The organism is Actinophytocola xanthii (genome assembly GCF_001921205.1).
Classification (GTDB): domain Bacteria; phylum Actinomycetota; class Actinomycetes; order Mycobacteriales; family Pseudonocardiaceae; genus Actinophytocola; species Actinophytocola xanthii.
Genome location: NZ_MSIE01000105.1, coordinates 1 through 22141 on the forward strand (window position 1 = coordinate 1; position 22141 = coordinate 22141).

At 70.5% G+C, this 22141-nt stretch carries 16 protein-coding genes and 1 pseudogene; 14 read left to right on the forward strand and 3 right to left on the reverse strand.

The features are described from left to right. From BU204_RS35500 to BU204_RS35520, 5 genes are all read left to right on the forward strand, one after another. Positions 1–184: ATP-binding protein (locus tag BU204_RS35500; RefSeq protein ID WP_143229979.1), on the forward strand; the 184-nt coding region annotated here is incomplete at its 5' end. A 79-nt stretch (positions 185–263) separates the two neighbouring features. Next, the gene (locus BU204_RS35505) at positions 264–647 is read left to right on the forward strand and encodes a response regulator transcription factor (protein WP_075130200.1); all 384 of its coding nucleotides are present in this window, start codon (positions 264–266) and stop codon (positions 645–647) included. After that, positions 647–1744 (forward strand): HEAT repeat domain-containing protein, encoded by a 1098-nt coding sequence (locus BU204_RS35510; RefSeq protein WP_075130201.1) that lies wholly within the window; start codon positions 647–649, stop codon positions 1742–1744. The genes BU204_RS35505 and BU204_RS35510 overlap by 1 nt, the downstream gene beginning before the upstream one ends. Positions 1745–1749: 5 nt before the next feature. Further along, positions 1750–3195, forward strand: coding sequence for a glycosyltransferase family 2 protein (locus BU204_RS35515; RefSeq protein WP_075130202.1), 1446 nt, complete (start codon positions 1750–1752; stop codon positions 3193–3195). Beyond that, a complete protein-coding gene (locus tag BU204_RS35520) occupies positions 3188–4858 on the forward strand; it encodes a sensor histidine kinase (protein ID WP_143229980.1) in 1671 nt (556 codons plus the stop codon). The genes BU204_RS35515 and BU204_RS35520 overlap by 8 nt, the downstream gene beginning before the upstream one ends. A 308-nt stretch (positions 4859–5166) precedes the next feature. Here BU204_RS35520 and BU204_RS35525 read toward each other — a convergent pair whose 3' ends face one another. Both BU204_RS35525 and BU204_RS35530 read right to left on the reverse strand, forming a co-directional pair. Further along, the gene (locus tag BU204_RS35525) at positions 5167–6174 is read right to left on the reverse strand and encodes a hypothetical protein (RefSeq protein ID WP_075130204.1); all 1008 of its coding nucleotides are present in this window, start codon (positions 6172–6174) and stop codon (positions 5167–5169) included. Position 6175: 1 nt separating this feature from the next. Continuing rightward, complete coding sequence (locus BU204_RS35530; protein WP_075130205.1) at positions 6176–6688, reverse strand: SigE family RNA polymerase sigma factor; 513 nt, start codon at positions 6686–6688, stop codon at positions 6176–6178. A 190-nt stretch (positions 6689–6878) separates the two neighbouring features. Here BU204_RS35530 and BU204_RS35535 point away from each other — a divergent pair, with 190 nt between their 5' ends. From BU204_RS35535 to BU204_RS35575, 9 genes are all read left to right on the forward strand, one after another. Next, positions 6879–8384 carry a TIGR02677 family protein gene (locus BU204_RS35535; RefSeq protein WP_075130215.1) on the forward strand — a complete coding sequence of 502 codons (1506 nt, stop codon included), beginning with the start codon at positions 6879–6881 and terminating at the stop codon, positions 8382–8384. Further along, complete coding sequence (locus BU204_RS35540; RefSeq protein ID WP_075130206.1) at positions 8381–9631, forward strand: TIGR02678 family protein; 1251 nt, start codon at positions 8381–8383, stop codon at positions 9629–9631. The genes BU204_RS35535 and BU204_RS35540 overlap by 4 nt, the downstream gene beginning before the upstream one ends. Then, positions 9628–13659 carry a TIGR02680 family protein gene (locus BU204_RS35545; RefSeq protein ID WP_075130207.1) on the forward strand — a complete coding sequence of 1344 codons (4032 nt, stop codon included), beginning with the start codon at positions 9628–9630 and terminating at the stop codon, positions 13657–13659. Before BU204_RS35540 ends, BU204_RS35545 begins: the two co-directional genes overlap by 4 nt. Further along, complete coding sequence (locus BU204_RS35550; RefSeq protein ID WP_075130208.1) at positions 13652–14866, forward strand: TIGR02679 family protein; 1215 nt, start codon at positions 13652–13654, stop codon at positions 14864–14866. The genes BU204_RS35545 and BU204_RS35550 overlap by 8 nt, the downstream gene beginning before the upstream one ends. 99 nt (positions 14867–14965) lie before the next feature. Beyond that, positions 14966–15430, forward strand: a complete 465-nt coding sequence (locus BU204_RS35555; RefSeq protein ID WP_075130209.1) for a response regulator transcription factor — start codon at positions 14966–14968, stop codon at positions 15428–15430. A 125-nt stretch (positions 15431–15555) separates the two neighbouring features. Then, complete coding sequence (locus BU204_RS35560; RefSeq protein ID WP_198943099.1) at positions 15556–16023, forward strand: peptidoglycan-binding domain-containing protein; 468 nt, start codon at positions 15556–15558, stop codon at positions 16021–16023. A 99-nt stretch (positions 16024–16122) separates the two neighbouring features. After that, a complete protein-coding gene (locus BU204_RS35565) occupies positions 16123–16527 on the forward strand; it encodes a peptidoglycan-binding domain-containing protein (protein WP_075130211.1) in 405 nt (134 codons plus the stop codon). Between the two features lie 107 nt (positions 16528–16634). Next, positions 16635–21176 (forward strand): GmrSD restriction endonuclease domain-containing protein, encoded by a 4542-nt coding sequence (locus tag BU204_RS35570; RefSeq protein ID WP_075130212.1) that lies wholly within the window; start codon positions 16635–16637, stop codon positions 21174–21176. 17 nt (positions 21177–21193) lie between these two features. Next, a complete protein-coding gene (locus BU204_RS35575; RefSeq protein WP_075130213.1) occupies positions 21194–21676 on the forward strand; it encodes a peptidoglycan-binding domain-containing protein in 483 nt (160 codons plus the stop codon). A 67-nt stretch (positions 21677–21743) separates the two neighbouring features. On the opposite strand, the pseudogene BU204_RS40445 reads toward BU204_RS35575, so the two are convergent. Then, a pseudogene (locus tag BU204_RS40445) lies at positions 21744–22141 on the reverse strand (hypothetical protein); the annotation flags it as partial.

The following is a 22141-nucleotide window of genomic DNA, read 5'->3' on the forward strand; positions in this document are numbered from 1 at the left end:
CCACAACGGCGTGGACTACAGCGGAACCGGGCTGGGACTGGCGATCTGCAAGCGGATCGCCGAACGGCATCAAGGCACGGTAGTCGCCAGCGACAACCCCAACGGTGGCTCCTGCTTCACGGTCGCCCTTCCGCTCACGCAGTATGGCGCCCTCATCGCTGCCGAAGAACTGGTGAGCGCCTGACACCCGGGCACTACCGGGCTCAGGTCAACGACGAGACGGCCGATAGTTCTGCCAGTACACCAGAGGCAAGGGGAGTGGCATGGGGTCGGCACCGGTGCGGGTCGTCATCGCTGACGATGACCCGGATATTCGTGATCTTGTCATGTACAAGTTGACCCAGGCGGGCTTCGACGTGGTCGCCGTGTCAGACGGGGCCTCGGCGCTCGCCGCGATCGAGTCGGATCCACCACGGCTCGCGGTTCTGGACGTCATGATGCCGGGCCTGTCCGGAGTGGACGTGCTGCGCCGACTGCGGGAGAACGACGTGACCCGGGAGGTGCGGGTCGTGTTGTTGACCGCGCGCATCCGCGACAGCGACGTCGACGCCGGCTTCGAGGCCGGCGCGGACGACTACGTGGCCAAGCCGTTCAGCCCGCGTGAGCTCGTGCACCGCGTGAACTCCGTTCTGGCCCGGTCCGGCTGATGAACAGCGTGCAGCTGCTGGTCGGTTCCATCCTCTCGATGGCCGCGGTCAGTGTGCTGCTCGTGGCTGTTGTCGCCACGAGCCGCATCGGGCGGCTCGTCCTCGACGCCTCGCGGCAGGCCGCCGCGGCGCCCTACCGGGGACTTCTGCTCACGGTTGCCGCGGGCGACGATGACAGCGGAGCCGCGGCGGCCCAGGTCTCCGCGGTGTCCGACCGGGCGTGGAGCCCGGTGCGTGATGCCGCCGTCGCCCTGCTCAGCAAGGTGCGCGGGGAGGCGGCCGTACACCTCGTGCGCCTGCTCGACGAGCGACGGGAGCTCGACAAGGCACGCGCGGCCCTGCGTTCTCGGTCCGCGGTCCGCCGCGCACGCAACGCGCACCTGCTCGGCCTGGCCGGGCGCGACCAGGACGTGGACGTGCTGATCCCGCTGCTGGCGGATCGTTCCTCGGAGGTGCGCATGGTCGCCGCACGCTCTCTCGGGCTGGTCGGCGCCGACCGAGCCGCTGGCGCGCTGATCGGGGCGCTGGCGCCGGTGCGCAGGCGCCCCGGGATCCCGACCGCGGTCGCCGCGGAGGCACTGCTGGGCCTGGGCGTGCGTGCGCTGCCCGCGATCCGCGAGGCGCTCACCACCGGCGAGATCGACCAGCGTGTGGTGGCGGCCATGGTCGCCGCGGACGGCGCGTACAGCGGCGTGCTGCCCCAGCTGCGCGACCGGCTCGTCAACGACCAGGAGCTCGACGTCAGGATGTTCGCGGCCAGAGCTGTCGGGGCCGCCGGATCACGCGACGACATGGCGGTCCTCGCGACCCACACCGCCGACGGTCAGCCGGCGGAGCTTCGCCGGACCGCGGTCGCGGCTCTCGGTGAGTTGGGTGACCCCAGCGCGGGCACCGTCCTGGTCCAGCTTCTGGCGGACCCGGACATCCGGCTGGCTCAGCTGGCCGCGGAGGCACTGGCACGACTGGGGCACACCGGGCTCGACCTGCTGTCGGTGGTCGCGCTCGCAGGGGGAAGGAGCGGGCGGATCGCGGCCGTCGCGCTGTCGATGGCTCGCCTGAGGGACGGAGCCGAGCTCTACTCAGGGGTGGGGAGCTGACCGCGATGCACGATCTCCGGGAGCTTCTCGCGGCGGTACTGCGGACCGTCGAGGAGCCACTCATCGGCTACTTCCTGCTCATCAACAGCTCCTACCTGCTGCTGGTACTCCTCGCGGCGGTGTCCCTGGTCGGGCACATGCGTCGGACCCGGCACAGGGGAGCCGCCGAGTCGCTGCGGGGCAGGCTCGCACCGGGGGTGTCGGTGATCATGCCCGCATACAACGAGGCCGCCGGCATCGTGGCCGCCGTGCAGGCCATGCTCGCGTTGCGTTACCCGCGGCACGAGGTCGTGGTGGTCGACGACGGCAGCACCGACGACACCTTCGGTCGGCTGGCAGCCGCCTTCGACCTGGTCGAGTTGGACCGGGTCCTCCCTGCCGAGGTGCCGGTAACCGCCCCCGTCCACGCCGTCGCGGTGCCCAGGGACGGCCGAACGCGCCTGGTCGTCGTGCGCAAGGAGAACTCCGGCAAGACAGAGGCGGTCAACGCGGGGATCAACGCCTCGGCCGAGCCGCTGGTAGCGGTGGTCGACGCCGACTCACTGCTCGATCCGGACGCGTTGCTCACCGTCGCGAAGCCGTTCACCGACGACCCGACCAGAGTCGTGGCGACCGGCGGGGTGATCCGCCCGGCCAACGGCTGCACCGTGGTGGCCGGCCGCGTCGTCCGGATCGGCATGCCCGCGCGGTGGCTGGCCAGGATCCAGGTCGCGGAGTACCTGCGAGCGTTCCTGCTCGGACGAGCCGGCTGGTCCCGACTCGGCGCCGTCGTGCTGATCAGCGGCGCGTTCGGCCTGTTCCGCCGAGACGTGCTGGTCGAGGTGGGGGGAATGCGGGCGGGCACCCTCGGCGAGGACTTCGATCTCGTGGTGCGGATGCACAAGCACCTGCGGGACCAACGGCGCGACTACCGGATCGTGTTCGTCGCCGAACCGATCGCCTGGACCGAGGTTCCCTCGACCGCGGCGGTGCTGCGCCGGCAGCGCCGCCGGTGGCACCGCGGGCTGTGGGAGACACTGTGGACCTACCGCGGCATGGTTGGACGGCGCCGGTACGGACGGGTCGGCACGGTGGCCCTGCCGTGGTACTGGCTGTTCGAGCTGCTGGCTCCCGTACTCGAGTTGGGCGGGCTCGTCCTGGTGACCGCCGGCCTGGCGGTCGGCGCGGTCGGACCGGGCTATGTCGGGCTGTTCCTGGCGGTGGCCTACGGCTACGCCATCGTGCTCAGCCTCGCGGTGCTCGTCATCGAGGAGCTGTCCTTCCACAAGTACCCGCGATGGCAGGACCTCGCCGTGCTGCTTGCCGCCGCTGTCCTGGAGAACGTCGGATACCGCCAGATCACCGCCTGGTGGCGACTGGAGGGCGCCTGGCAGGCCGTCACCCGCCGCACACCGGTGTGGGGTGCGATGGCCAGGCAGGGCTTCACGAACAGCGGTGTCGACCATGGCTAGCCGCGGCTCGACCCACCGGCGAGTGTGGACCCTCGTCGTCGCGTTCTGCGTCCTTTTGCTGCTGACGGGCGTATGCGCCGGGTTCCTGCTGCACGGGCAGGGTCCGACGCTCACCGAGACGTCATCCGGAGCGGCCGCCGTGGTCGTCGTCCTCACCGTGTCGGCGTTGCTCGGGACCCTGTACCTGGCTCGCTACGCCATCCGTTCGCTCCTCGCCCCGATTCAACGGCTGCGGGTCGCTGTGACGCGGTTCCAGGACGGTGAGCCGGTGGTCGCCGACGGGCAGGACGGTGCGCGAGAGGTGCGCGAGTTGGCGGGTGTCGTCAACGAGCTCATGCGGCACACCACCCAGCTCGCCGGCGACCAGGAAGACACGCTGCGTCTGCATCGGCTCGCACTGGAGGTGGTCCAGGGAATCCGGGACTCGACCTCGGTGCGGCAGGCCGCGGACGTTGTGTGCACGGTGCTCGGCCCGGTCACGGGCGGGGACCAACTGGCGATCTGCCTGACAGCTGGTTCGGGTGAGCCGGGATACCTCGCGCGGTGGCACGCTCCGGGGCTCGTCGCACCTCCGGCCGAGCTCCCACCGTACGTGTGCGGTGCGGCCGAGGAGCTCTGGCGCCGCTCGACCCATCTCGCCCTCGCGGACACCCGCGTCCAGAGCGCGGAGCACGAGCAGTGGTTCACTCCCGTCCAGGACGAGGCCGCCGCCCGAGCGCTCCTGGTGGTGCCCATCGGCTTCAACGAGCGCGCGCTGGGCACGATCTCGTTGTCCGGCAGCAGCCCCCGTCGCTGGGGCCACTCGGAGATCGCCGTGTTCCACCACGTGGCGGCGTTCCTCGCGCAGAAGATCGTCGAGGTCGAACACCGCGAACAGCAGGCGCGGTACGTCATGGGACTGGAACGGCTGAAGCGACAGAGAGACGACTTCCTGGCGACGGTGAGCCACGAGCTGCGCACCCCGTTGACCTCGATCAGTGGTTACCTCGAGGTACTGATGGATGACGAGGACGACCAGGTGAGCGACGCCCACCTGCGGACGCTCGTCATCATCGAGCGGAACACCGACAGGCTGCGCGGGCTCATCGAGGACCTGCTCGCCGTGAGTGCCATCCAGAACGGACGACTTCTGCTGCAGAGTCAGACCGTGGCGGTCGCGGACCTCCTCGGCTACGCCGTCGAGGAGCTCGGGTCCATGGCCCAGGAGAAGCAGGTTCGCCTCCGCGCCGAAGCGGGTCCCGGTGACGCCGAGCTGATCCTGGGCGACCGCGTCCACCTGCAACGTGCCGTGGTGAACATCGTCGGCAACGCGCTCAAGTTCAGCCGCCCCGGCGATGTCGTGAACGTGTCGCACGCCGTGGATCGCCAAACCGGGGAGATCGTGATCTCCTGCGCGGACAACGGAATGGGAATCCCTGAGGGGGATCTGAACCACGTCACGACCCACTTCTTCCGGGCCAGCAACGCCACCAACCACGCTGTTCCGGGAACCGGCCTCGGCCTGCCGATGGTGGAGGCGATAGTCCAGGCCCATCGAGGAGCGCTGACCATCGAGTCGACCGAGGGAAGGGGCACGACCGTGACCCTGCGCTTCCCACACACCCGGGCAGCGGTCCTCGCGTCGGCGGGCTCCTCGATGGACGGGCGTGGCCGGGTGCCCTGACAGGGCGTTTGTGGCATCGTGTGTTCGGGTAACCATATGTCATGACAACCAGTAGAAGCATCAAGCGCGGTCTGAGGAACGCGCCGCCAAGTGCGGCTTTCTGGTGTTATTTTGTCGCTCTCCTTGTCGGCTTTGGCGGGTTTGGGATTTTCTCCTCGGTCCTTCTGAAGGTGGTCTCGATCGTCCTTGCGGTCGGGTTGGCGGTTCTTGCCACGCTTCTGCTCGTGAAGAACCGGCATTTCAGTCCCAAGGCCTGGTCTGATTGGGCTGCCAGTCCCTGACCGCGGTGCGGTCCACGGACCTTTCCGTCACTCGACGGGATCGGTGACCCAGGTGGACGTGGTGCCGGCGTGAGCGACCAGCCGCACTGACTGGGCGATCTCGTCCAGCTGTCCGTTGTCCCGGAAGGAGCTGACCTCGACGGCGAACCCGTCGGGCAGCCCGAAGATGATGACCTCACCGGGAGTGACCATGGCCGGACGGCCGCCGAGGGTGGTGTCCGCGCCGAGGTGCCCGGCGGTCTTGTCACTCCGCTCGGCGCTCACCGTGATCATCCCGACCTCGCGGCTGGGGTCGGATGGGTCCTCGGCCGCGAGGAGCACCCCGGCGCGGAGGAACGCCGCGCCAGCCCCGGGCAGCTCCACGTGGGTCGAGGTCCCGACCAGGTGGAGGCCGTCCGGCTTGGGCAGGGTGAACGGCATCGCCACCGCTCGCGGCTCGTGGACCACCACGGCCGCGGCAATGCGGTGGGCGGTTTCGCGATCCGCCCCCTCACCGTCCTGGATGCTGAGGTAGGCCCATCCCCGGTCCCCCCACTGCCAGGCCAGTGTCAGCCCGTTGTCGAGGGTGAGCCAGTGGGCCCGGTGGCCGCCAACCGGGTCGGCGGGCTCCCCGGCCTCCGGGTTGAGGAGCCCGGCTTCGCCGTTGACGATGCCGGTGGCCGTCCGGCCGGGCGCGTAGACGGTGACGGTGGCGTACCCGCTCGTGCCGACCCGCACGCCGACCTGCTGCCAGCGCGCCGCGGTGGTGTAGGCGTCGGCGCGCGCGCCAGGCACCTCGGTCAGGGTGACCGTCCGCCGCATCGGGTCGAAGTCCTCGGGTGCGATGGCCAGCCGGGTGCCCGGCTCGAAGAACGGCCCGGGGCCGGCGGGCAGGGCGAGGGCCGGCACGAGCAGCGCTACGGCGAGGACGAACGCGCCCGTCGCGGCCCAGCGGATCCGGATCCGCCGCCTGCCCGCCCGGACCGCGCGATAGATGTCCACTTGGGACGGCGGGAGTGGTTCGTCCTCCCGGAGCAGCTCGAACAGTCGTTCCATGTCAGGCCTCCTTCGTGGCCGTGGGCACCGAGGTGTCGTCGAGCAGGCGTCGCATGGCCGCGAGTCCTCGGGAGGTCTGGCTCTTGATCGTCCCCTGGCTGCAACCGAGCACCTCCGCGACGTCCTCGACGGACATGTCGAACAGGAACCGGAGGACGAGCACCGTGCACAGCCGCCGGGGCAGCCGGTCGAGTGCCGCGCGCAGCACGGCCCGGTCGTCCGCCCGCCCGTCCGGTTGGACCACGACGTCCGGGGCCATGGCGAACAGCGACACACCCGACCAGCGCAACCGCCGCTCGTCGAGGAAGACGCGGACGAGGATGCGCTGCAGGTAGGCATCGGTGTTGTCGGCCGCGCGCGCCCGGCGCCAGTTGACGTAGAGCTTCGTGATGGCCTGCTGGACGAGGTCGTCGGCCCGGTGGGAGTCGCCGCAGAGGCGGTAGGCCGAGCGGCGCAGCCAGGTCACGTTGGCCCGCACGTAGTCGACGTACTCTCGCTCCAGAGCTGGTTGCATCACGGTCCTTCCGGGGTTCCTGCCCACCCGACGGGACCGAGGGCCCGACGGGTTCCGAGGTTTCGTCTCCCAGCCAGAACGGTCAGGGCGGTCGTGTCGGCGCCACTTCTGTCGGTTGCCCTCGCTACTGTGGGGAGCCGGAGCCGAGAGGAGGTGACCGTTGGCGAGGCTGCCCCGGGTGCCGCCGGACATGTTCAGGTTCACGACGACCGACAAGGCGGAACTGCACACCGCGACGCTGTACGCGTTCGGAGAGGCCAACGAGCGGCTCGAGACAGCGCTCACCTTCGACGAGGTGCGTGCGCGGTTGCGCTCGGTCGGCTGGTTCGAGGCGGTCACCGACGAGGAGCTGGAATGGACGTTGTCCCGGCTCAGGCAGTGGGGGCTGGTCGACGTGGTACAGAACCACGCCGTCCATTACACGACCGCCGAGGACTATGAGCGGAAGAACCTGCAGTATCTGCTCACCAAGCGCGGAGAGGCGGCGTTCGAGGGGGTACAGCACGCGCTGAACGCCCTCGCGTCCAGCGGGGCGTTGCAGACCGCGGTGCTCGACGCGATCGCGGACCGGTTGGACGAGCTGCACCAACTCCTGTCCACCGCCGGCTCGTCGGACCGGCGTCTCTACACCACCCTGATGGAGCTGGAAGGGCACCTCGACGCGCTGCGGACCAACACCAAGCAGTTCAACAGCGAGTTGCAGCGGCTCCTGCGCGACGACCAGCTGGACCTGGCCACCTTTCACGAGGTCAAGCGGGCGACCGTCGGCTACCTGCAGGAGTTCGTGACCAATCTGGACCAGCGACGCCACACCATCCGGGAAGCGCTCGGCCGGGTCGAGGACACGGGCGTGGGACCCATGCACCGCCGGGCGCTGGCGGGCGCCGAGCTGCCCCAGCTGAGCGCCGGCGACCCGGGCACGGAATGGTTGCGGCACCGGTCCACCAAGTGGGACGGCCTGCGGCTGTGGTTTCGCCCGACGGAGGGTGGGGCGCCCCGGGTGGACGAGCTGCAGGACGTGGCGCGACGGGCGATCGTGTCGCTGCTGCGGGTCCTGGACCGGATGAGTGAGAGCAGGCGGCGTTCGTCCAGTGCCGCGGCCGATTTCCGGGCGCTGGCGCGGTGGTTCGCGGCCAGTGACACCGAGGCCGACGCGCACCGGTTGTTCAACGCCGCCTTCGGGATGTGGCCGGCACGCCACGCGCATCTCGGGCACGAGGACGACGAACTGATCTCCCACACCGAGAGTTGGGCATCGGCCCCGCCGGTGCCGGTGTCGCCGTTGCTGCGGCGCAGCGGTCGCACCGAGCACGTCGCCCGCACCGGCAAGGTCCGGGACGTCGAGGAGCTGCGCGAGCTGCGGCGGGCGGCGGCCAGGAGGGAACGAGCGGAGATCGAGGCAGCGTGGCGGCAGCTGGCCACCGGCGGGCCGGTTTCCCTGTCGAGCCTCGAACAGCTGGACCACGACAGCTTTCACCGGCTGCTCGACCTGGTCGGTAGGGCGCTGGCGACGCAGCGCGACGCGGCCGGTGTCCGGCGGGCGACGACGGCCGACGGGCGGGTCGAGATCCGGCTGCGCCATCCCCGGGGTTCGGCCACGGCCACGATCCGCACGCCGCGCGGCACCTTCACCGGGCCCGACCTCCTCGTCGACATCCGCGCGACCGGGGCCGCCGCCAGGAGCCGGGCCCAATGAGCAATCTCGCCAACCAGCTGGCGAGGCAGGAGGCGGAGGAGGTCTCCCGCGGTGTTCGGCTGCTGCTGGTACAGCCCTTGCTGACCACCGAGACCGACGAGGACGGGTTCGACCTGCTGCGGCGCCGGCGCGGCCCGATCGTCAGGTGGTTCGAGTACTACTGCGGCTGGCGTGTCGTCGTCGAGCCTCGCCTCGGCTATGCACGGCTGACCAAGATCAGCGACCGGCCGGACGCCACCCGGCCCGCCCGCCGCCTGCGCTCCTCCCGGGCCCCGTTCGACCGACGCCGCTACACCCTGCTGTGCCTGGTCGCGGCCGAGCTGCTCGCCGGCCCCGTGACGACCATCGGGGTGCTCGCCGACCGGGTGGTCCAGGCCAGTGCGGCCGAAACCGAGGTCCGCACCTTCGACCCGACACACCGCGACGAACGGTCCGCCTACGTGGACGTGCTGAAATGGCTGGAGCGAACCGGCGCCGTACGTTCGGTGGACGGCGCGACGGACGCCTACGTCGACCACGCCGATGCCAAGGTCCTGTACGAGGTCGACACAACGCTGCTGGTCGGCCTGTTGGCCGCCCCGGTGTCGCCGTCCCGGCTGAGCCCGCCTCCGGTCGAGGACCAGTCGTACCGAACGCCCGACGTGGCGGACCTGGTCGTCGAGCGCCGGTACGGCAGTGCCGTCGACCCGGCAGCGGATCCGGACGCCGTCGTGTCCGACACCCAACGGAACCTCTGGTTGCGGCATTCGATCATGCGGCGGCTGATGGATGACCCCGTCGTGTATCGACGGGAGCTCACCCCCGCCCAGCTCGGTTACCTGGCGTCGCCGACCGGGCGTAGGCTCATACAGCAGGGTGTCCACCAGGCCGGGTGCGTGCTCGAAGAGCGGGCAGAGGGCTACCTGGTGATCGACCCGGACGGCATCGCCACCGACATCAGGTTCCCCGACGACAGCACGCACGCCAAGGTCGCCGCACTCCACCTGCTGGACCGACTGGGCGGCTCGGCGAACCCCGTGCCGGCAGGGGAGCTGGTACTCGCCGTCGAGGAACTTCTGGGTCGGTTCCGTTCCTGGGCCAAGGCGTACCAGTCCGACGGTGGCGCCGAGCGGCTCGTCGACGACGGCGTGGCGATACTGTGCGCGGTCGGGCTGGCCGAACGCCACGCGGACGGCGCGGTTCTCGCCTTGCCGGCGGCCGCGCGGTACGCCGTCGAACGTGTCGAGTCACGGGAGGTACCGGCATGACCGTGACCGAGCTGGCCGCTCACCAGCCCGTCGACCGATCGTCCACATCGGACCGCTGGCGGCCAACGCGGGCCGGCATCATCAACATCTGGCGCTACTACGGCGAGACCTTCTCCTTCCACGAGGGCCGGCTGCTGCTGCGCGGGCCGAACGGGACGGGGAAGTCCAAGGCGCTGGAGCTGTTGCTGCCCTACTTGCTCGACGCGAACCTGCGTCCTCACCGATTGTCCACCTTCGGCAGTGGTGACCGGACGATGCACTGGAACCTGATGGGGGAAGGCAGCTCCGGCCGTAACCGTGTCGGGTATGTCTGGCTGGAGTTCGGCCGGATCGTCGACGGGGAGAAGCGGTGGTTCAGCTGTGGGGCGCGGCTGGCGGCCTCCGAGAACACCAAGAACGTGGCCTCGACGTACTTCACCACGACCAAGCGGATCGGCCTGCCCGACGGACTCGCCCTGGTCAACGCCGCGGGTCGGCCGCTCGTCCGCGCGGACCTGGCCACGGCCATCGGCGATGAGGGCGAGGTGCACCCGTCGCCGGGCGAGTACCGCCGCACCATCCGCCAGACGCTGTTCCCCGGCGTGAACGAGCAGCGGTACGACGCGCTGATCTCCGCGCTGCTGCAGCTGCGCACGCCGAAGCTGTCCGAGCGGCTCGACCCCGCCGTTCTGTCGACGCTGCTGTCCAGGGCGCTGCCACCGCTGGACCACACGGACATCGCCGAGATCGCCGAGGGGTTCGAGCGCCTCGACCGTCAGCGCGAGCAGCTGGCCGACCTCGACACCGAGGTCGCGGCCGCGGAGACGCTGGCGGCGCGGCAGCGCACCTACGCCCAGCGGGTGCTGCGTGCCGCCGCGGCGAACCTCATCGCCGCCACCTCGACGATGACCGAGCTGACCCGCGCGGCCAGGGAGAGCAAGGAGAAGCTCAAAGAGGCGAACCGCGATCTGGAACGGGTCACCACGCGGGACGCTGAGCTGGCCGGCGAGGCCACGACGACCGAGGCCAGGATCCAGGCGATCGTCGACCTGCCCGCCTACCAGGAGGGACGCCGGCTCGACCAGCTCCGCCGGGACGTGCTCAGCGCGCGAGACCGTGCCGGCGAGGCGACCCGCCATGCGGCGAAGCTGCGGGAGCGAGCCGACGAGGACGCCTCGGCCGCGCAGGACGCGGTCGAGGCGGCGGAACGCGTTGCCCAGCTTGCGGCCCGCGGTGCGACGGAGGCCCGGCTGGCCGCCGACCGGGCCGGCATGCCCGCCGTGTACGAGGAGATCGACGCGACCGCGGACCTGAAGACCAGCAGGCGACTGCTTCGCGCGGCCGTGGACAGCAGGTCGGGACAGGTCCGGGCGGTACGGCAGGCACTCGGCACGCATCAGCAGGCGGTGACCGGTAGGGAGAGGGCGGAGTCCGACCTGGAGGGGGCGCGGGAGGAGCTGGCCACCGCCACGGCGCTGGTCGACACCGCCCGCCGCGAGCACGAGCAGGCACTCGCCGACCTCGGCGAGGAGCTGGTCAGGTGGGCCCGAGGCTGTCGGCAGCTCGCCGTGCCGGAGCCCGAGCTGCTGGCCGACCTCGCCGGCGACCGTGCGGCCGTCGACACGATCGTGGCCGACCTGTCGGCGACGCTGCGGGAACGGTTCGCGGGCGCGGAAACCACGCTGCGCGGAGAACGCGGCGCGGTGCTCGCCGAGCGGCGCGGACACGAGGTCGAACGCGAACGGCTGGAACGGAAGGTGGATCGGCTCCCGCCCGCGCCTCACACCCGCGGCGCCGATCGGACCACGCTGGCCGGCGCGCCGCTGTGGCGAGTCGTGGACTTCCGCGCGGGCGTGCCGGCGGAGACCCAGGCAGCCGTCGAGGCGGGGCTGGAGGCGGCCGGCCTGCTCGATGCGTGGGTGCTCCCGGACGGCGCGGTGGCCGCGCCCGACGCGGACGTCTTCGCCGAGGCGCTGCTCGCCGTCCCGGCGCCGGGACGGTCGCTCAACGAGATCCTCGCCGTCGAGCCGGACTCACCCGTGGTCGCCGACCGGGTACGTGCGCTGCTGGCCGGTATCGCCTTCGGGGACACCGCGCCCGACCACCAGGCCGCCGTGGGCGCGGACGGCGCCTGGCGGCTGGCGAGCGCGCATGGCCGCTGGCACAAGACCGAGAGCGAGTACCTCGGCGCCTCGGCCCGGGAGCGGACCAGGCAACGCCGGATCGCCGAGCTGAACGAGCTGATCGGCGACCTCGACCGGAGGGTCGAGGTCATCGACGAAGCGCTGCGGGACCTCACCCGCCAGCGGGCGGAACTCGCCGGTGACCTGGACCAGCGGCCCGGGTACGCCGCGCTCGACGACGCCGAACGCGAACAGGCGCAGGCCGAACAGCGGCAGTCGGCGAGGGCCGACGTGGTCGCGCGGGCCGAGCGAACACTGGCAGCGGCAGAGCAGGCGGCCACCCGAGCGCTCCGGGCACTGACCAGTGCCGGCAGCGAGCACGGACTGCCGACCAGTGAGACCGGCCTGTCCGCGGTGGACGCGGCGGTGCAGGCGTTCCGGGCCATCGGTGACGACTGGTTGGACAGCCGGCACGACGCGACCACCAGGGCGTCGTCCGCGAGTGCGGCCGCTGCCCGGGCGGCGGCCACGGCCGGCACCGCCACGGATGCCGAAGACGTCGCGGTGGCGCGGCGTGAGGAGGCGGAGACCGCGGCGGTCACGCTCGCCGAGGTGGAGCGATCGGTCGGTGCCGAGTTTCGCACGCTCGCGGACGACCTCAGTGCCCTGCGCGAGAGGCTGAAGGAGATCGGCGGTCAGCGCGAACGTCTACGCGGCGAGGACATCCGGCTCAGCAAGCTCATCGGCACACTGGGCGAACGCCATGACAACGACGAGTCCAAAAAGGCTGGTGCGGCTGCGGTCCGAGACGAGTACGAGGGCCGGTTCCGTGAGCTGGCCATGGGATCGCTACCCGCGGATGCCCGCGTGGAGCTGGATGCGATGGACAGCAAGCGGTCTGTTCTGGACGCGGCCCGTCGACTGGCCGAAAGGCTCGGCCGGGTGCCACACGAGGCGCGCAACGTGCGCGACGCGGAGGCCACCCTGGCAAACGCGGTGCACGACGCGCAGCAGACGCTGGCCGGCCGAGTCGACCTGTCGCTGGAGCCGGACGAGGACGTCAGGGTCTTCACCGCGACCGTCGACGGCGTCCGGCACGGTGCGGCCGCACTGCTGGACCTGTTGCGCACTGAACGAGAGCGCACGGCCGAACAGATCACGGCCGGCGAGCGCGAGCTGTTCGACAAGACACTGACCGGCGACACCAGGCGGCATCTCGCCGATCGTATCCGTGCGGCCAACGAGCTTGTGGACACGATGAACGCTCGGCTCGAGCGGGTCCGGACCGCATCGAAGGTGCGGGTGAGCCTGGTCTGGCAGGTCGATCCGCAGCTGCCACCCGGTACCAGGGAGGCCAGGAACCTGCTGCTGCGCAACCCGGCGGGCCTGGGGGAATCCGAACGCGAGGCGCTGCACCGGTTCTTCCGCGAGCGCGTCGACGAGGCCCGCGCCGCGGAGACCGCCGCCGGGTGGGAGCAGCAGCTGCTCCAGGTGCTGGACTACACGGCGTGGCACCAGTTCGTGGTGAAGGTCGACCGAGGCAGGGGCGACGGGTGGCAGCCGGTCACCAGGCGGCTCCACGGCGCCCTGTCGGGTGGTGAGAAGGCCATCGTCCTGCACCTCCCACTGTTCGCCGCAGCGGCCGCGCACTACCAGGCGACACCCGTCGCGCCGCGGTTGATCCTGCTCGACGAGGTGTTCGTCGGCGTGGACAGCACGAACCGGGGACAGCTGCTGGAGCTGCTCGTCGGGTTCGATCTCGACATGGTGCTCACCTCCGACCACGAGTGGTGCGACTACCAGGAGCTGGACGGAATCGCGATCCACCAGCTGCTCACCGGGGATGACGGCGACGACGCGGTCACGACGGCGCGGTTCACCTGGAACGGACGCGTGGTCCTGCCGGACGAGGACCCAGATGGGTGACCCGCGGGTCCTCTACGGCGGGCCAGAGCTCGCGCCGTTGTGGCGGGCGTTGTGGCAGCGGTACTCGTCGGGCAAGGCGGTCACCAGGGTGACACTGCGCGGCCTCGACCTGTCGCAGCGGTCCGCGCTCGCCGACTTGCTCGGGCTCGACCGGACACCACCGACCGAGACGACCGTTCAGGTCGCGACTCTGGATGAGGTGCTGCGGTCGTCCGTCGGGATGGAGGCGCGTGCCGTCGTGACGGCGATCGTCGGGCCGCTCGACAACCGAACTCTGCGGCGGGAGTCCGATCGCCTGGCACGATCCGAGCTGTGGAACTGGTTGGCAGAGCACGAGATCGTCATTGGCCAGCCGGCGCTCGAGGCGTGGGTCGCCGGAGTCCGGCGCACCGGTGTGGTCGACGGGTCGGTCGAGAAGACCCGTGAGGTCCTGGCCCGGGCCCTCGACGTGCTGGCAGAGCTGCCGTCGGACGGCCGGCCGTTGCCCGCGTTCGCCGGTACGGTCTGCGGTGACACCCACGCCCTCGACGACGGCACCAGGTTGTCCACGCTTGTTCTCAGGGCTCTCGCGGCGATCCACGACGAACCGCCACCAGAAGACGCCGAGCAACGTCGAGCGTGCTGGGAACGCGCGGGAATCGCCTGCGACGCGATGTCCACGTCGGTGCTCGTCGCAGGCCTACGACCCGTCGGCACGGATCCACTGTCGGCCACGCTGCGGCAGTGGGCCGAGCACGCGGAGGCCGCGGTGATCACCCTCGCGCAGATCAGGAGACACGGCCCGTTGGCGGTGAGCACATCGTGTGTCCGCGTGGTCGAGAACCCGTCCATTCTCGCGATGGCCATAGCAAGGCTCGGTTCCCGATGCCCGCCGTTGATCGCCACCTCCGGGTGGCCGAACAGCGCGTGCATGCTCCTGATGCGGCAGCTTACCGAAGCGGGCGTCACGCTCGGTTATCACGGCGATTTCGACGGTGAGGGCATCCGGATCGCCGCACACGTCATGTCTCGAACCGGTGCGACCGCGTGGCGTATGTCGACGCGGGACTACCTGACCGCGGTTCACCCGGGCCGGCCGGACTCGGGAGCGATCACCGAGGCTCCATGGGACCCCGAGCTCGCGTCCGCGCTGCGGCAACACCGTTCGACGGTGTCGGAGGAACACGTGGCGGAACAACTGCTGAGCGACCTCGACGCATCGGGATGAAGGGGGTCGTCCGTCGCCCAATCGCCGGGCGACGGGCACCTCGTGCCCTTTCACGCCGGTCAGGCCCATGGTGGGACCACACGGCGAACGGGAGGAACGATGCTGTTCAGGAAGGCCGGGCCGGTGGTGACCCTGCTGGGGATCGCCGCGCTGGCATTCAGGGCCCGCCGCGCCGCGACCGCGGGTGAGCGGATCCCCCTCCCGGACGCGGCGCGCCAGGCCTGGCAGCTGGTCGGCGCGCTGGTCCGGCCCCGCCACCCCGGCGAGGCCACGGCGTTCCCGGAGCGCGGCCGGGCCATCGCCGTGCCGCCCGAGCCGCCCGACCGAGAGACCCGCGCCGCCGAGACCAACTCGGCCACGGTGTCCGGACGTGTCCTGTCGGCGGGTGTGACCCGTCGCGAACACGAAGTCCTGCGACTGGTGGGCCAACGTCTGCGCAACCGCGAGATAGCCGAGCGCCTCCATCTGTCCGAACGCACCGTCGAGACCCATGTGTCCAGTTTGCTCGCCAAGACCGGTCTGCCCAACCGCATCGAACTGGGCAAGTTCGTCACCGAGGAGTAGTCGTCGGCCACGTGTCCGTGGAAACCACGGAAGTTCCGGAGGGACGGGGCCCGTGGTTTCCTCCGATGTCAGGCGCCCCCGACGGGGGGACACTCGTGGCCTTCGCCGGACGAAGGAGTATCCCGATGAGAAGTCCACTGAACAGGCGCACGGTGTCGGCGGCGCTGGGTGTCGTCGCGGCGGCCGCGCTGACGCCGGTGCTCGCACCCGGGGTGGCGCACGCCGCACCGACCTGCACCGGGACGTCAGCGGTCGCGTACGCGTCGGACTGGCCGACCACCATGCGGATGCCGAGCGTCGGCAACGGGACCGGCCAGATCACCTGCGAGCTCGGCCCGAACAACAACAGCCCCGCCGTGCGCTCCCTCCAGGAGTCGTTGCGCGACTGCTACTACCAGCCCATCGGCGTGGACGGTCAGTTCGGCCCCCAGACCAGGAACGCGGTGCGCGCCGCCCAGCGGCGGATCAACGAGCTGCACGGCGCCGGCCTCACGGTCGACGGGATCTACGGGCCGCGCACGCGGAAGTACTTCCAGTGGAAGCTGTGGGACCACAACGGCGCCTGGGCGGGCTGCGGCTACTACGGCGCATGACCGTGACCGAGACGGACGCGCCTGGGTGCGATCATCAGCGACGGTGACTCCACCGCACCACGGCACCAACGCGGTTGAACACCAACGAAAGGACCCGAGATGACACACGCACGATCGATCCTGGCCGCGGTCGCTCTCACCGCGGCCGGGGTGCTCAGTCCGCTGGGCGCCCCCTCGGCCGCGGCCGCCACCTACTGCGACGCCGCCATCGTGTGGCAGAACGCTTACGTGGCAGGCAACAGCTCGACGTTGCACCCGAACTGCATCTCCTCGCAGGGTGCCGGGCCGAACAACGCCGTGTCGAGCCTGCAGCTCAGCCTGCGCGACTGCCACCACAGAGCCATCGGCGTCGACGGGCACTTCGGTCCGGAGACCAGGCGAGTGCTCACCTCGGTGCAGGCCAGTCTGGGCATCTCCGCGGACGGCGTGTACGGCCCGCAGACCGCCCGCGCGATGAGCCACCGCAGGGTCGGTGGCGGTCCGTGCCTACGGATCACCTTCTGACATTCCACATACGACGAAGGCCCGCACCGTCGCCGGTGCGGGCCTTCGTTGTGCGTTGTGGCGCAAGCTGTCTGTACGGGACGGCGGCGGGTACCGATGCTGAGGCCATGCGCCTGCCGAGACTCGTCCTGCTCGCCGTGGCTGCCCTCCTCGCCACCTTACTGACACCCTTCGCCGCGACCGCCGCGGCGCAGTCGGCTCCGCCGGCTCCCTCTCCCGGGGCCGCGTTCGCCGACCTCACCGGCACCGATCGGTCCACCGTGGACCCGGAGACCCGGGACACCGTGTTGCCCAAGGGCTGGCGATCGTCGAACGACCTGGCCTGGACCACCGACGGCGACTCGACCGGCTTCCACCTGCTGGTCGCCGACGCGAAGTCGGGGTACACGTGGCGGACGGCGGCGACCCTGGCCGAACCGTGGCTCGAGACCGACCGGTGGATCGGCAACGCCTGCCTCACCGAGTCGGGCCGGAAGGCCGTGGTCGTCTACGCGCCGCGGCACTTCACCAACCGGGCCCACCTGTTCGACCGTGGGGCCTTCGTCGCGATCGTCGACCTGGCCGCCGGAACGGTCACCAAACTGGACGTGTCGGTGTCGCTCGCCTACTACAACCCTGGCTGCGGCGCCGGGGAGACGGCGGTGCTGACGCAGTCCGGGGCGGTCGACCTCGGTGCGACGCGACTGCACGTCGTCGACACCGCCAAGGCGGCCGTGGTCCGCTCACACGAGATCAAGGGCGAGGTCACCTCGGCGGTCCCGGCCGGTGACGGTGTCGTGGCTGCCCGGGGCGGACAGCTCGTCCGCGTGGACGACAAGGGGGCGGCAACGTCCCTGGCGGACACCCGCGGTACGGCGATCCGCCTGCACCCCGACGCGCAGGGCGGCCTGGTCTACCTCGAACGCCACGACGACGAGTCGGTGGTGAAACGACTGGCGGGTGGCAGGGCCAGCGAGCTCGGCCGGGGACCGCTGACCGAGGTGAGCCTGGCCGCGGGGACGGGACGCCGGGTCTTCGTCACCGGGAAGCCCGCGATGGCGAAGGGCCTGCCCGCCTCGGTAGTCGCGGTGGGCGGAGAGGCCGACGCCGAGGTGTCCACCGAGGGCGGCCTCACCCTGTCCCGCACGCGGCAGGGCGAGGACCTCGCGCGGGTGTCGGAGCCGGAGCGGTCACTCTCGGTGCGGGCGGCGGTGCGTGCCACCGGCAAGGCCGTCGACTTCGCCGTCAGCCCGTCGGCCCGGCCGTCGGCACGAGCCGAGGAGGGGACGCGCTCGGGTCCGGTCGCGACGGACGCCGCGCCCATGGCGGAGTCGCCGACCGACCCCGTCGACCGCGACCGGACCTGCTCGATCGCGCGCAACGACGCTCGGATCCAGGTGTACCAGCCGCACTGGAGCCAGGTGGAGTGGGCCGCGGAACTGGCCGTCCAGGGTGAACTGACCGTGCAGCGACCCGCGAACTGGAAGCAGTCGGGCATGCCGGCCGCGTGGCGTCCCCAGCAGATGTTCCAGCCGGTACCGCTGAACGGCGGTGGGCGGGTGCCCGCGCAGGTGCTGCTCGGCGTGCTGGCGCAGGAGTCGAACCTGTGGCAGGCCTCGTTCCACGTCGCCGAGGGCGTCACCGGCAACCCGCTGGTCGGCAGCTTCTACGGCGTCGAGGACGGCTGGGGCATCAACTGGGCCGCGGGGGACTGCGGGTACGGCGTCGCGCAGGTCACCGACGGCATGCGCAGGAGCGGCGCGGGGACGCTCCCCGCGGATCAACAGCTCGCCGTGGCGGTTGACTACGCCACCAACATCGCTGCGGGAATCCGCATCCTGCAACAGAAGTGGAACCAGACCCAGGCCCTGGGCATGAGCGTCAACAGCGGGGGACCGGACCGCGTGGAGAGCTGGTTCGCCGCGCTGTGGGCCTACAACAGCGGCGTCAACCCGCAGGCCAACACCGGCAACACCACCGGCTGCAGTCCCGGTCCGAACTGCACCGACGCCCCCGGCAACGGTCCGGGCGGCAACTACGGCCTCGGCTGGTCGAACAACCCGGCCCGGCCGGACTACCCGTTCAACCGCACCCCCTTCCTCGACAACAACAACTACGACGACGCCCGCCACCCCCAGCACTGGCCGTACCCGGAGAAGGTCATCGGCTGGGCGGCGTACCCGATCGTGAAGTACACCGGCGGCGAAGGGTACGAGGGCGGGTACAAGCAGGCCTGGTGGACCTCGGAGGACCACCGCACCAAGGCGAAGCCACCCGTCGGCACCTTCTGCGCGCCCAGCGCCACAACCGGGAACCTGTGCAACCCCAACAACATCGGCACGTCGGCGAACCCGTGCACGCGCAGCGACTTCCACTGCTGGTGGCACTCGGCCGCGTCGTGGAAGACCTGTACCGCCGCCAGCAACGCCTGCGGGTACGAGGCGAGCGATCTCGCCAGGCCGGGCAGCGCCGAACCGCCGGACGCGGACCTGGCCGGTGCCTACACGGACGAGTCACGCAACCGCTACCGGCCACGGTGCCACCTGAACGGACTGCCGTCCAACGCGCTCGTCATCGACGACGTCGCCGACGCGGTGCCGTCGGTCCGTCCTGACTGCGGGCGGAACTGGACCAGCCAGGGTACGTTCGGGTTGCGGTTCGCCCAACACACCGACGGCCTCTATCACTCCAAGGTGGACTTCCATCAGATCGGCGGTGGGTTCGGCGGCCACTTCTGGTTCACCCACACCCGCACGACCTCGGCGAACCAGGCCAAGAACTGGGCCGTCACCGGCACCTGGACGCTCAACCGGTCGCTGGACCAGTGGGCCCGGGTGGTGGTGCACATGCCCGACCACGGCGCGCACACCCAGCAGGGCACCTACGACATCAACCTGGGCAACGGGACCGTCAAGCGACGCAGCATCCTGCAGAAGACCCAGGAACACCGCTGGGTGTCACTCGGCGCGTTCCCGTTCGCCGGCACGCCGTCGGTCTCGCTGTCGTCGATCACCGGCGAGGGCGACGGCACGCAGGACATCGCCTACGACGCCATCGCGTTCCTGCCGCTGTCCGGGAAACCCGCGGAGCAGCTGGTCGTGATGGGCGACTCCTACGCCTCCGGCGAGGGCGCGGAGAGCTACTTCCCGGAAACCGACGACAGCGGTACCGGCGGTGCCGCGGCCCGCAACGGCTGCCATCGCTCGCGCAACGCGTGGTCCCGGCAGGCGGTGTTGCCTGGCTCGAACCAGCCGGTCGGTGCCCGGGCGGACGCGTTCGACCCGGGGATGGACTACCACCTGCTCGCCTGTTCCGGCGCCGAGACGGAGAACCTGCTGCCCGACGGTGTGGTCAACGCCGAGGGCCAGGGCGGGCACGGACAGCACAGGGAACTGTCCCAGCTGGACCGTGGATTCGTCGACGACCGGACGACGACGGTCGTGGTGCAGATCGGCGGCAACGACGCGCACTTCGGTGACGTGATGACGATGTGCACGGTGGGGACTCCGACACCGCTGCAGAACTGCGGCGAGTCGAGCGCACCGACCGACTGGTACCCCGGTCCGCCGCAGGTCACCGCGCCGTTGAAGACGGCGCTGCCCAAGCTCATCGACGAGAAGGTCAAGCCGTCGGTCGAGGCTGTGCTCCGGCAGGTGCACCTGAAGGCGTCGCAGGCGCGGATCGTGGTCGTCGGCTACCCGAGGCTGTTCCCGCTGGAACGTGACGCGTACATGACCTACCGGGATACGGGGTGCATGCTCACCCTCGGCCTCACCAACACCGAGATCGACTTCCTCAACAACATGAGCGACGCGCTCAACGACGCGCTGCTCGAGACCGTCGTCACCCTGACGCAGGAAAACGTCCGGGTGTCGTATTCGGACCCGAGGGTGGGGTTCGAGCTCTCGCAGGTCTGTTCGCGCTCCGACGCGACCGGGGAGACCATCCATCGCGTCGTCGCCGACAAGACCGAGGGCGAGGAACCCGGCGTCGGGGTGTCGCAGCAGTCGTTCCACCCCAAGCAGTCCGGCGCCGCACGGTACGCCGCCGCGGTCGCCACCACCCTCGGCGCCACCCGCGACGGCGCAGGCCCGGTGGCGACGCCGAGTACGCAGATCGCACTGGCCGAGCTGTACGACATCAACCGCTACACCCGGCCACCGAACCCGGCGCAGTACGACCGGACGGCGTTCTATCCGACCCCGACCAAGGACTGGGCGAACTACCCGGGCGCGAACTGCGACACGAGGGAGATCATCCTGCGGCGGGACAGCCGGGCGTCGACGCTGGCGCCCCCCGCCGGGTGCCGCGTGTCGGCGGGCGAGTGGACGAGCCCGTACGACAACGGCTGGACCAGCACCGATCGGAGCAAGGTCGGCATCGACCACCTGGTTCCGCTGGGAGACGCCTGGTACGCCGGTGCCAGCGAGTGGACGCACAAGCGCCGCGTGACGTTCGCGAACGACCTGGAACACCCGCAGCTGGTCGCGATCGCGGGCACCACCAACAGCTCCAAGCAGAACAGGCCGCCGGAAGCCTGGATGCCGCCCAACGCGGCCTACCACTGCACGTATGCCAAGGCGTGGATCCACGTCAAGCGGACCTACCACCTCTCGGTCACGACACCCGAACACACGTTCCTGCTCACCCTACTGACCAACCAATGTTGAAACAGAAGGAGAGTTCGATGAAGAGATCGCGTTTCCTGATCGCGGTGCTGGGGCTGGTCTCGGCCGCGGGCTTCGGCCTCGCCACGGCGGCACCCGCCACGGCCGACGTCACCGCGGCGGCCACCCCCACCTGCACGAGCTGGACGACGGTGTACGCGCCGTACACCACGAGCTACGTACTGCACATCCCGACGGCGGGTTCCCAGACCGCCAACGACAACTGTGTCCTGCGCCAGGGCAACAGGAACGACGCGGTGAAGGTCCTGCAGCGTGCCCTGAGGTACTGCAGCGGCTACAACATCGGCATCGACGGCGACTACGGCCCGCAGACCAGGGGTGCGGTGCTGGACCTGCAGCGCCGCATGAACGCCTCCTACAACGCCGGCCTCCAGGAGGACGGCGAGTACGGCCCGAACACCTACAACTGGGTGCAGTTCCCGGCGTGGTCATGGCCGGGCAACGTCATGCAGAACAGCTGCTGGCACAGCACGCTCCCCTGATCGCCGAGCAGGCACCGGGCCCGCACCACCACGTCGGTGCGGGCCCGGTGCCGTCGCGGCACGCCACCTATTCCTGGTCGAACAAGCGGTAGTTGAGAACGATGTAACCGGTTCGGCTGCTGTTGTACTCCGCGTCGTTGCAGCTGATCCAGCCAATCCTGCCGTCGGAGGTGCGAATGCAGAACTGCCCGCCGGCGGAGACGGCAGTCGCCCCGCCAGGTGCGGGCGTGTCATTCGCTACTGTCTTCGAACAGCCAGCCTTCGCCTCGTTCTCGGTGCCGGAAAAGTAGTACATCGCCGACCGGTTGGCGGCCAACCCGGTGTCGAAGTGCAGGTCGATGTCCCCGTTTGGGCCGGTGGCCTCGACAGCACGGGGATCGGCGGCATCGAGGTCGACACCTGTGCCGTCGTCGAGCCGGATCTGAGAACGTGTTTGAGATCTTGGTCGGCGTGGCTGGTTGATCT